Genomic DNA, 11,641 nt, shown 5'->3' with positions numbered 1-11,641 from the left:
GACCCCCTGACCAGCTCCCTCTATGGCGAATGAGCGCGCGTGACATGTTCCCCAACGATCCACAGGCACAGGCACTAGCCTTGGCTGCGGCACGTGGTGATACGACGGAAATGGACAGGCTGATTGCCGCCGGGGCGGACCCCAACGCTACGGGGACGTACGGCGTCACAGTACCTGCGTGGGTGCTGTATCACCCGAACAAGGCAGGATTTCGCCACCTGCTCCAGTTGGGCGCTGATCCGAACAAGATATGGAAATCAAACGACGGGAATGACAGTTCACTCATACACTGGACCGTCAGAATGACCCGCGACATCGGCCCTGGCTATCTTCAGGATGTCATCCAATTTGGAGGCGGTGATGCTTATCTAAAAGTTGGAAGTGTCGGAAAGACACCCGTCGACTTATCCGTAGCACCTTGGCTTAGCGCTGCACTTGGTGTTTTTATTGAACATGGCGTAAGCATTGACTACAAAGGATACAAATCAAAAATACCGCTTGTTATGTTGACTTCCAGCGCACTGAACTTTGAAGCGACATTATTTTTACTGCATAGAGGTGCAAATTATACTACAAAAACACTATACAATGACAATTTATCGCTATACATACAGAGGGTCATAACGCACGATGAACCATTTGCAACAACTCCTGGCTATTATGGATATATGTCATTCTGGCGCTGTGTAGATTTTCTTGAAAAGCATGGTGAATCTTTTGTGTTCACAAAAAAAACAAAGCGCCCCCCCCTTCTTGATCAAAGCCCTCCAGATATACTTTCTGGATTAGGCTCTCTCGAACCATGAACAAAAGAAGGCAGGGGAATGCAGGCGGTCCGGGTGGATATTGAAATATATTTATGATTTTAATGGAGTTACAATTATGCTTCCGAAGATAGTTTATAGGATTTCGACATGTGCTGTATTGGTCCAGATCATGTTGATCGCCACATGTTGTGCCAACTCTGCGCATTCGGAATCAGCGGAGGATGACTCTGGAGTGTGGAGGCAGCCAGTCCATGGCACAGCCAAAGATGACAACGGTACTGATGCGAACCACACAGCTGTCCCTACGATCATACAAACCATGGTCATCTACAGCGGAACACTCACCTATCCGGCACCGCACTGGATAACCTCGCCCAAGGATGTCGGCAACTTCAAGGCGTCGCGCGAACAAACCAAGAGCAGTTTCACGTTCGAGCAGATTCCGAAGGATCAGGATTTCGAAAGCTGGACGATGTTGTACGGCGTCTACGGCTGGCACCTGCCGGACTACGACTTCAAGCGGTTCATCGCGGAGTCGCTGAATGCGCTGGCGCTGGGCTGCAAGGAGCAGGCGAAGTCAAAGCTCGTCAGTGCCGAAGGCGGCAGCGTGGTCATGACCTACCATTGCGCCGCCCTTGTTGATCCGCTGGTGAAGAACGGCAAGGACACCGAGAGCGGCTTTCTCTACATGAGCCACGTGGGCTCATCCTACGTCAAGGTCTATCAGGCTTGGCGCGCCAGCAACAAGGACAGGGACACCCCGGCGTGGCCCATCAACGAAGCATCCATCACCAGCGCCATCGAGCGGATGAAACGCATCACCTATACGCCGAGACAATAACCGCCCTTCCTGAGCATCGGCGTCGCCCTTACCGCAGAGCAGATCGCCGCGCTGGACCGGGACATCGTGTGGATGGAAACGCGGCAGGTCAACGGCGAGGACGTGCTGGTGCCCGTGGTGTACCTGGGCAGTTCCAGCCTTGACCGCATCGCGGCGGGCGGCGCGGTGATCGCAGGCAAGGACGTGACCATCGCCGCCACCGGCGACGTGCAGAACGCCGGGGTGCTGGTGGCCGACAACGGCCTGACCATCACCGCCGACACCATCTTCAACACGCGCGGAACCATGTCCGGCCAGGACGTGACCCTGGCCGCCACGGATTCCATACTCAATACCGGTGGCACCGTGCAGGGCGGCAAGGTTGCCCTTTCCGCCACCAACGACGTGATCTCCGCGTCGGACACCGTCACCTTCACCTCGCCCACCGTCACCGCCACCCACATCGGCAAGCAGGGGGCCATAACCGCCGACGGCGACCTGACCGTGGTGGCCGGGAAGAACATCGGCGTGTTCGGCTCCGACATGACCGCCGGGGGCGATGCACAGCTTGCGGCGGGGAACTCGGTCATCGTGTCCACGCAGGCGCTGGAAACCCACGCCAAGACCACCGGCAAGGGATCGAAATCGCACACGGACGTGACCACCAACCACGGGGCCAGCGTGACGGCGGGCGGAAGCCTGACCGTGGACGCGGGCGGCAGCGTCACCGTGCATGGCAGCCAGGTGAAGGCCGGGGATGACCTGAGCATAGCAGCGCAGGAGAACATTTCCGTCACCTCCGCAACGGACACGACGGATTATTACGACCACAGCAGCGGCAAAAGCGGCGGATTCGGCGGTGGCAAGAAATCCCACACCACCACGCTTCAAGCCGCCGACAACGTGGCCTCGCAACTGGAATCCGGCGGCGACATGACCATGGAGGCGGGCACGTCGGGCAAGGGCGCGGCGACCATTTCCGGTTCGCGGCTCACGTCCGGCGGCGACATAGCGGTCTCTGCCGCCGACGACGTGCTGGTCACCTCCGTCACGGACCAGCACTACGCGCATTCCGAAGAACAGAAGAAGGGCACCTTCACCTCCAAGATGGCGCTGGATGAAACCCGCAAGATCGACGTGGTGCGCAGCGAACTGGACGCCAAGGGTGACGTGCTGGTGGAATCCCGCACCGGCGACGTGACGGTCAAGGCGTCCCGACTGCGGGCGGAAGGCGGGGTGGACATCAAGGCGGAACAGGGCAGCGTGGCCCTGCTGACGGACAAGGAACTCAGCTACGAGCGGCACGTCTCCTCGGACATGGGCTGGCTTACCTGGTCATCGCGCGACAAGGGCACCAGCGCGGAAACGGTGCTGCACACCCTGATCGAATCGGGCGAGAACATCTCCATCACCGCCGGGGACGGCGTGACGGTGGAATACCACCATACCGGCGATGCCCGCGCCGATGTGCGCCAGCTTGCGAAAACCCCCGGTCTGGAATGGATGGCCGGGCTGCTGGAACGCGACGACGTGGACTGGCGCGCCGTGCAGGCCGTGTACGACACGTGGGACCACAAGGACGGCGGCCTTGGCCCGGCGGCCATGCTGGTCATCGCCATTGCCGCCTCGGTGGCGACGTATGGCGCGGCGTCGCAGTTGAGCATGAGTATGATGGGACTGGCGCCCGGCACCATTGCGGGGAAGGCGGCGATTATCGTTGTCGCGACAGGAAAAGCCGCCACAGCAACAACGTTGGCAATGCAGACTGCACTGACAGCCGCATTCGTGTCCCTAAGCTCGCAGATGGCGACCGGCCTTGCCAATGCCGCCGCAGGCGGTGACTTCAAGGATACGCTGAAGTCCATCGTTTCCGCGGACGGCGCGCGCTCCTTGCTGGCGAGCATGATTCTGGCAGGAACGCTGGATACCATGGCGTCGTCAGTCAAGAATTACGGGATGGTCGGTCAGATATTGACCGTTGCGGCAGTGAAGGCTTCAGTTGGCACCATCGTGAACGGACAGGGGGTGGAAACCGCATTGCTTGACGCTGTTGCCACTGCTTTTAGCCGTTATGCGACGGGTCTGATCAGCGCTGCCGAACTGGACAAGACCATTGAAATCGTGCTCTCCGGGGCTGCTGGTGCGGCCACTGCCGCCATTGCTGGCCAAGACCCCGTGATGGGAGCCATGAGTTCTATTGTTGCGGCCCTTGCCAATGCCATTGCGGCTCCGCCGCTTACCGCAGAGCAGAAAGAAGAGGGCCGCATATTCTCGGAGCTTAGTGACTGCTCCTATGAAAATGGCTGCCAAGGGACCGAGGACTTCAAACCTCTTTCCGAGCAGGATCTCACAGAATTGAAAAAAAGAGACATAGACCTGAGCCCGTTGCAAAACAATGAATCCGGCCTGCACGCCTTCGTGTTCTGCAATTCCAAGACAGACCCCAAGCAATATGTCGTCGTGGTCCGTGGAACGGACTCCGTCAAAGACCTTAGCGAAGATGCTCTCCAGGCCTTCGGCATGGAGAGCGGGCAGTATTCGGGCGCAGCAAAAGCGATACAAGATCTGAAGCAGTATGCCTCAGACCAAGGTGGCACACTCATAGCTACAGGACATTCCCTTGGCGGTGGCGTGGCCAGCGCATTGGCAGCCGGAGGATTTGTGAATAGTGCCGTGACGTTCAATGCCGCTGGCGTACATGACAATACCATCAGCACGATCGCGAAAACGACAACACCTGCTGAAATAGCCAAATGGCGCGCAGGTGGAAATGCAATTACTACCGCCTATGTCAGCCGGGGTGACATGCTGACGAATCTGCAGGATATATTCAGCCTGTTCGTGCCGGACACCATGGGTCAACGGGTGCTCGTGGACGGTGGTGGGCTGCACGGCATCGCAGGCATGCGTGAAGCGTTTGCAAACTAAGGAGCCCAAATGGACCTGCTCAAACTGTTCCTCATCGTTTTGCTGACGCCGTTGCTGCTCATGGGTTGCGGTGCGGCAAGGAAACCCGACCAGATGCCGCTTCAACGGATGAGCGTACGCGAAATGTTTCCCGGCAACCCGCAGGCGCAAGCCTTGGCCAAGGCCGCAGAAAAGGGGGACATAGCAACAATGGGCAAGCTGGTTGCCGCCGGGGCGGACCCCAACGCGACCGGCACGTACGGCGTTACCGTGCCTGTCTGGCTTTTGTACCATCCGAACAACGCGGGATTCCGGTGCCTGCTTGAACTGGGCGCGGACCCCAACAAGATCACTCGGTCGGAAGCCGGACAGGAAAACTCACTCATGCATCGGGCGGCAGCACGATCGGGATACATCGGGGCTGAATACTTACAGATGGCCATCGACATCGGACACGGCGATCCGCACCTAGAAATCGGCGAATTCAAACGAACGCCCATCTGGGAGGCATTGCCCCCTAACAATATTGATGCGTTTGCAGTCCTGCTCAGGGCAGGCGTGGATATTAATTTCACGACGTCGCACATGTCAAAATTCTATCTGGTGTTACAAACAGCCAGATTCAGCAACTACAAAGCAACTCTTTACCTCCTGCAAAACGGCGCGGACTACAAGAAAAAAACACCTAGCGGGTACGACCTTATAAGACAAATGCAATATCAAATACATGATGACGCGCGATATGTCACCAGCGATAACTCTCCACAGTACATGTGGTTCTGGCGTTGTGTGGACTTCCTTGAAAAACACGGAGAAACATTCACCTTCACGCCGAAATCGAAACGGCCTGCCGTGCTGAGCACCGAGCCGCCGGACATTTTCGCCGGGTTGCGAAAAGCCGGGGTAGACGCTGATTGATGGCCGCACCGCCTTGGCCAAGAGGGGGCAGCAAAACGCGGGACGCAGGAGATGCGGCGCCTGTTCGTGCCGAACACCATGGGTAAACAGGTACTCGTGGACGGTGGCGGGCTGCACGGCATCGCAGGCATGCGCGAAGCGTTTGCAAACTAGGGAGCCGGATATGGACATCTTCAGATTGCTCGTCGTTGTCGTGTTGGCGTCGTTGCTGCTCGTGGGCTGCGGAGCGGCAAGAAGGCCCGACCAAATGCCGCTGCAACGGATGAGCGTACGCGAAATGTTTCCCGACAATCCGCAGGCGCAAACCTTGGCCAAGGCCGCAGAAAGGGGGGACATAGCAACAATAGACAAGCTGATTGCCGCCGGGGCAGACCCCAACGCCACTGGCACCTACGGCGTTACCGTACCTGTCTGGCTTTTGTACCATCCGAACAAGGCGGGATTCCGGCGTCTGCTTGAACTGGGCGCGGACCCTAACAAGATCACAACGTCAGGAGACGGACAGGAAAACTCGCTCATGCATCGTGCGGCAGCACGGTCGGGCTACATCGGGGCTGAATACTTACAGATGGCCATCGACATCGGTCACGGCGATCCAAATCTGGAGGTCGGTGAATTTAGAAGAACACCTATCTGGGAGGCATCACTCCCTAATAATCTTGATGCTTTTGCAGCCCTGCTCAATGCGGGCGTGGATATAAATTTTACGACGTCGCACATGTCTAAGTTTTACCTTGTGCTAGAAACAGCCCGCTCCAACAACTACAAGGCAACACTTTACCTCCTGCTAAGTGGCGCGGAATACCAGAGAAAGACTCCAAGTGGCCACAATCTAAAAAAATAATACAATACCACATAAAAGATGAAAAAATATACGCCATTAATCATGAAACATCACAGTACATGTGGTTCTGGCGTTGTGTAGACTTTCTTGAAAAGCGTGGCGAAACCTTCACCTTCACGCCGAAGTCGGCACGGCCTGCCGAGCTGAGTATCGAACCGCCGGACATTTTTGCAGGTCTGAAAAAAGATAATGACCTGCGCAATTTGTATAACGAACTATTGCTGCACAACGTAAATGCAAATGCAACGAGGATCACCACAAGGAAATATTCATGCTGAAAATTTTATTCAACACACAGCTAATGACCATAAATTTCATAATTTATACCTGCATACTGCTCGTGCCTATCGTTACAGACTCTGCTTTCGCAAAATCCATGACAGATAGCATGGCATCGTCATCCGCTGCGCCCAACGCGCAAAACGCAGAAAAACAAAAAATAAAAGAAAATTCTGAAATTATGATGACAATGACTATCTACAATGGAAATCTTGTGTATCCAGCCCCGCACTGGATTTCTGATGTCAAAGATCTTGGAAATACCAAAATGTTTCGTGATCAGACAAAAAATACGTTCACATTTGAACAAATTCCAAAAAATCAAGCTTTTGAAGAATGGTCCACATTGTATGGCGTCTACGGCTGGCACCTGCCGGACTACGACTTCAAGCGGTTCATCGCGGAGTCGCTGAATGCGCTGGCGTTGGGATGCAAGGAACAGGCGAAGTCAAAGCTCGTCAGCGCCGAAGGTGGCAGCGTGGTCATGACCTACCATTGCGCCGCCCTTGTCGATCCGCTGGTGAAGAACGGCAAGGACACCGAGAGCGGCTTTCTCTACATGAGCCATGTGGGGTCGTCCTACGTGAAGGTCTATCAGGCGTGGCGCGCCAGCAACAAGGACAGGGGCACTCCGGCGTGGCCCATCAACGATGCCTCCATCACCAGCGCCATTGAGCGCATGAAGCGCATCACCTACACCCCCAGGCAGTAGTAACCCACAACAACAAGGCATCGCCCTTACCGCAGAGCAGATCGCCGCGCTGGACCGGGACATCGTGTGGATGGAAACGCGGCAGGTCAACGGCGAGGACGTGCTGGTGCCCGTGGTGTACCTGGGCAGTTCCAGCCTCGACCGCATCGCGGCGGGCGGCGCGGTGATCGCGGGCAAGGACGTGACCGTCACCGCCACCGGCGACATGCAGAACGCCGGGGTGCTGGTGGCCGACAACGGCCTGACCATCACCGCCGACACCATCTTCAACACGCGCGGAACCATGTCCGGCCAGGACGTGACCTTGGCCGCCACGGATTCCATCCTGAACGCGGGCGGCACGGTGCATGGCGACACGGTGTCGCTTACCGCCGTCAACGACGTGATCTCCGCATCTGACACCGTCACCTTCACCTCGCCCACCGTCACCGCCACCCACATCGGCAAGCAGGGCGCCATCACCGCCGACGGCGACCTGACCGTGGTGGCCGGAAAGAACATTGGCGTGTTCGGCTCCGACATGGCCGCCGGGGGCGATGCAAAGCTTGCGGCGGGCAACTCTGTCATCGTGTCCACGCAGGCGCTGGAAACCCACGCCAAGACCACCGGCAAGGGGTCCAGATCGCACACGGACGTGACCACCAACCACGGGGCCAGCATAACGGCGGGCGGCAGCCTGACCGTGGACGCGGGCGGCAGCGTCACCGTGCATGGCAGCCAGATGAAGGCCGGGGATGACCTGAGTGTGAAGGCCGGGGGCGGTGTTTCCGTCACGTCTGCCGCCGACACCGTGGACTATTACGACCACAGCAGCGGCAAGAGCGGCGGGCTGTTTGGTGGAAAGAAGTCGCACACCGCCGTGCGGCAGGATACCACCAACGTGGCCTCGCAACTGGAATCCGGCGGCGACATGACCATGGAGGCGGGCACGTCGGGCAAGGGGGCGGCGACCATTTCCGGGTCGCGGCTCACGTCCGGCGACGACATCTCGGTCACTGCCGCCGACGACGTGCTGGTCACATCCGTAACGGACCAGCATTACGCGCAGGACGACGAACAGAAGAAAGGCGCCTTCACTTCAAAGATGGCGCTGGATGAAACCCGCAAGATCGACGTGGTGCGCAGCGAACTGGACGCCAAGGGCGACGTGCTGGTGGAATCCCGCACTGGCGACGTGACGGTCAAGGCGTCCCACCTGCGGGCGGAAGGCGGCGTGGACATCAAGGCGGAACAGGGCAGCGTGGCCCTGTTGACGGACAAGGAACTCAGCTACGAGCGGCACGTCTCCTCGGACATGGGCTGGCTTACCTGGTCGTCACGCGACAAGGGCACCAGCGCGGAAACCGTGCTGCATACCCTGATCGAATCGGGCGAAAACATATCCATCACCGCCAGGGACGGCGTGACGGTGGAATACCACCATACCGGCGATGCCCGCGCCGATGTGCGCCAGCTTGCGAAAACCCCCGGTCTGGAATGGATGGCCGGGCTGCTGGAACGCGACGACGTGGACTGGCGCGCCGTGCAGGCCGTGTACGACACGTGGGACCACAAGGACGGCGGCCTTGGCCCGGCGGCCATGCTGGTCATCGCCATTGCCGCCTCGGTGGCGACGTATGGCGCGGCGTCGCAGTTGAGCATGAGTATGATGGGGCTGGCGCCCGGCACCATTGCGGGGAAGGCGGCGATTATCGTTGTCGCGACAGGAAAAGCCGCCACAGCAACAACGTTGGCAATGCAGACTGCACTGACAGCCGCATTCGTGTCCCTAAGCTCGCAGATGGCGACCGGCCTTGCCAATGCCGCCGCAGGCGGTGACTTCAAGGATACCCTGAACTCCATCGTTTCCGAGGACGGCGCGCGCTCCCTGCTGGCCAGCATGGTGCTGGCCGGAACGTTGGACTACATGAAGCCCACGCTTCAGGACTACACCCTTGTCAAAAGGGTTTTGACCGTGGCTGCCGTAAAGGCATCCGTCGGTACCATCGTGAAAGGTCAGGCGCTTGAAACCGCCTTCACGGATGCCTTGGGAACGGCGTTCAGCAGTTATGCCGCTGGGCTGATCAGTACTGCGGAGTTGGACAAGACCATTGAGATCGTGCTTGCTGGCGCTACCGGGGCTGCTGCCGCCGCCATTACGGGCGAGGACCCCACAATGGCCGCCATGGGCGCGATTGTGGCGACCTTGGCCGATGCAATGACTGCCAAGCCCCTGACGGAAGAACAGAAGGCAAAGGGGCGTCTGTACGGCACACTGAGCAAGTGCGCCTACGGGGAAGGGCAGTGCGAGAATGTGAACGGGTATGAGAAGATGTCTGCGGATCAACTGGACGCTATCGGAATAAAAAGTGAAATGCTTAAAGATGAGCGCAATGGCTTTGAAGCAACAGTATTTTACAACAAAGCTGACAAGAAATACGTTGTTGCTTTTCGCGGAACGGACCTGACGTCAAAAGTGGACTGGCAGTCCAGCATAGCGCAGGCCTTCGGCAAGGTTGGCGATCAGTATCAAAGCGTGGCCCTGCTCTCGCAGACATTGAGTAGAGTTGCAGACAGGGACGGAGCCACGCTTGTCGCCACCGGGCATTCCCTTGGCGGGGGGCTAGCCTCGGCACTGGCGGCCAAGGGATTCGTGAAGGAAGCGTACACTTTCAACGCCGCCGGGCTGCATGACAATACCATCGCCGCGATTGTCGGAAATGATCCCAAAAGCGTAGCCGATGCGAAAATCGACTTGAACAATAAAACAAAGGCATACATGAGCACGGCAGATGTACTCTCCAACATTCAGGACCTGTTCAGCCTTGTAGTTCCAACGGCGGCTGGACAGAGAATCCTCGTGGACGGCGGAAGCTGGCATACCCTGGACGGAATGCTCAATGCCTTTGGCCCAGCAATAAAGAACTAGGAGTGGACGTGTACAAAATGCTGTTGGTGATGCTTCTGGTCTTCCTCACGCTTACCGCGTGCAGCGCCGCCGGAAAGCCAAGCAGGCCCAAGCCGATGCTGTACATGACGGCCAGCGACATGTTTCCCGGCAACCCGCAGGCACAAGCCTTGGCCAAGGCCGCAGAAAAGGGAGACATTGCAGCCATGAACAAGCTGGTCGCCGCTGGTGCGGATCCCAACGCTACGGGGGAGTATGCTGTTACCGTGCCCGCATGGGTGGTTCTGCACCCCAACAAGGAAGGTTTTCGTCGCCTGCTTGAGCTCGGCGCAAATCCGAACAAGATATGGCGTCGAGAAGATTCGGCATTTGACAAGTCGCTCATGCACTTTGTCGTACGCGAAACTCCAAATATTGGCATTGAATACCTGGAGATGACCATAGATATCGGAAAAGGCGACCCCAATCTGAGAGTGGGGAAATACAAATCGCCACCGATGGAAGACGCTCTCTGCCCTGTTTGCATACCAGCGTTTGCCACATTGCTGAAAGCTGGTGGCGACATGTATTATATTGACTGGTTTGGCAGGACATATGCAATGAGCGCTACGACGCAAGAAAATTACAAGCTCGCCCTCTTCCTCCTTGAGAATGGTGTAGATTATTCAAAAAAGGATAATCGCGGTCACGACATCATCAGATACATGCAGACAGAATTCAATACATCCTCCAACCACAAACAACCACACAGCAAGAAATACATGTGGTTCTGGCGCTGCATAGATTTTCTTGAAAAGCGCGGGGCAACATTTACCATCCCGCAGGATGCGATCCGCCCCGCCGTTCTGGACACCACGCCGCCGGATATCTTCGCCGAAGCGCAAATCCAGCAGTCCGACACGCCTGCGAAGCCTCAACCTCGCGTGAGCGACACCGAATCTGTGAGCATGCATGAGGTTTCCCTCACATACCCCGTGCCGTTCTGGCTTCAGGGTGCAGACGCCACCACCGGCAACACCCATTCGCGCATGCGTCAGAAAGCCGGTTTCCTTGCATACGATTACGTGCCCAAGGGGCAGGACTTCGACCGCTGGCAGAGCTCCCTTGGCATTTCCACCCTGTACGCCCCCGGCAACACATGGCTCCAGTTCAGCAAGGCCGTGCAGGAGGGATACGCATCTGCCTGCGGCAAGAACGCGCAGATTGACGTCGTGCAGGATGCGGCGAACCATCGCGTGTTGCACCTGCGCTGCGGCGAAGGCGAGCAGCAGGAAGGCTACCTGTACCTGGGCGTGCTCAAGAGCACCTTCGTGACCGTGTATCAGGGGTGGCGCAAGGCTTCGCCCGCTGATGCAGAACGCTATCGCACGGCGGCCCTGCAAGGCGTCGAGCGGATCAGGCTGGAGCCTGGCATGAACGTGACGCCCATGCCGTAGGCCTCATGTCTTGCCAACACACCTCCCCTATCTTTTCAAGGGAATTCCGATGTCGCAACGCTCAAGCCGTA

The 11,641-nt window shown here is 57.7% G+C and carries 8 protein-coding genes; all 8 read left to right on the top strand.

The window, feature by feature from the left end; genetic code table 11:
- The first annotated feature begins 44 nt into the window (after positions 1 to 44).
- The 8 genes from DESTE_RS18070 (at position 45) to DESTE_RS18060 (ending at position 11,570) form a co-directional block, all read left to right on the top strand.
- Complete coding sequence (locus DESTE_RS18070; protein WP_156925357.1) at positions 45 to 806, top strand: ankyrin repeat domain-containing protein; 762 nt, start codon at positions 45 to 47, stop codon at positions 804 to 806.
- 280 nt (positions 807 to 1,086) lie between these two features.
- A complete protein-coding gene (locus DESTE_RS12545) occupies positions 1,087 to 1,608 on the top strand; it encodes a hypothetical protein (protein ID WP_035068003.1) in 522 nt (173 codons plus the stop codon).
- Between the two features lie 72 nt (positions 1,609 to 1,680).
- Positions 1,681 to 4,515, top strand: coding sequence for a Tle-like phospholipase domain-containing protein (locus DESTE_RS12540; RefSeq protein WP_051384452.1), 2,835 nt, complete (start codon positions 1,681 to 1,683; stop codon positions 4,513 to 4,515).
- A gap of 9 nt (positions 4,516 to 4,524) precedes the next feature.
- The gene (locus DESTE_RS17275; RefSeq protein ID WP_051384451.1) at positions 4,525 to 5,412 is read left to right on the top strand and encodes an ankyrin repeat domain-containing protein; all 888 of its coding nucleotides are present in this window, start codon (positions 4,525 to 4,527) and stop codon (positions 5,410 to 5,412) included.
- A 163-nt stretch (positions 5,413 to 5,575) separates the two neighbouring features.
- A complete protein-coding gene (locus DESTE_RS12530; protein ID WP_035068002.1) occupies positions 5,576 to 6,256 on the top strand; it encodes an ankyrin repeat domain-containing protein in 681 nt (226 codons plus the stop codon).
- Between the two features lie 271 nt (positions 6,257 to 6,527).
- Positions 6,528 to 7,247 (top strand): hypothetical protein, encoded by a 720-nt coding sequence (locus tag DESTE_RS18065; RefSeq protein WP_156925356.1) that lies wholly within the window; start codon positions 6,528 to 6,530, stop codon positions 7,245 to 7,247.
- A gap of 70 nt (positions 7,248 to 7,317) precedes the next feature.
- The gene (locus tag DESTE_RS12520; protein WP_051384450.1) at positions 7,318 to 10,155 is read left to right on the top strand and encodes a Tle-like phospholipase domain-containing protein; all 2,838 of its coding nucleotides are present in this window, start codon (positions 7,318 to 7,320) and stop codon (positions 10,153 to 10,155) included.
- 8 nt (positions 10,156 to 10,163) lie between these two features.
- Complete coding sequence (locus tag DESTE_RS18060; RefSeq protein WP_156925355.1) at positions 10,164 to 11,570, top strand: ankyrin repeat domain-containing protein; 1,407 nt, start codon at positions 10,164 to 10,166, stop codon at positions 11,568 to 11,570.
- Positions 11,571 to 11,641: the final 71 nt, after the last annotated feature.

It is taken from the genome of Nitratidesulfovibrio termitidis HI1, assembly GCF_000504305.1.
GTDB lineage: Bacteria > Desulfobacterota > Desulfovibrionia > Desulfovibrionales > Desulfovibrionaceae > Cupidesulfovibrio > Cupidesulfovibrio termitidis.
The sequence above is the reverse complement of the archived record's forward strand: the minus strand, read 5'-3'. Positions and strand labels throughout refer to the sequence as shown.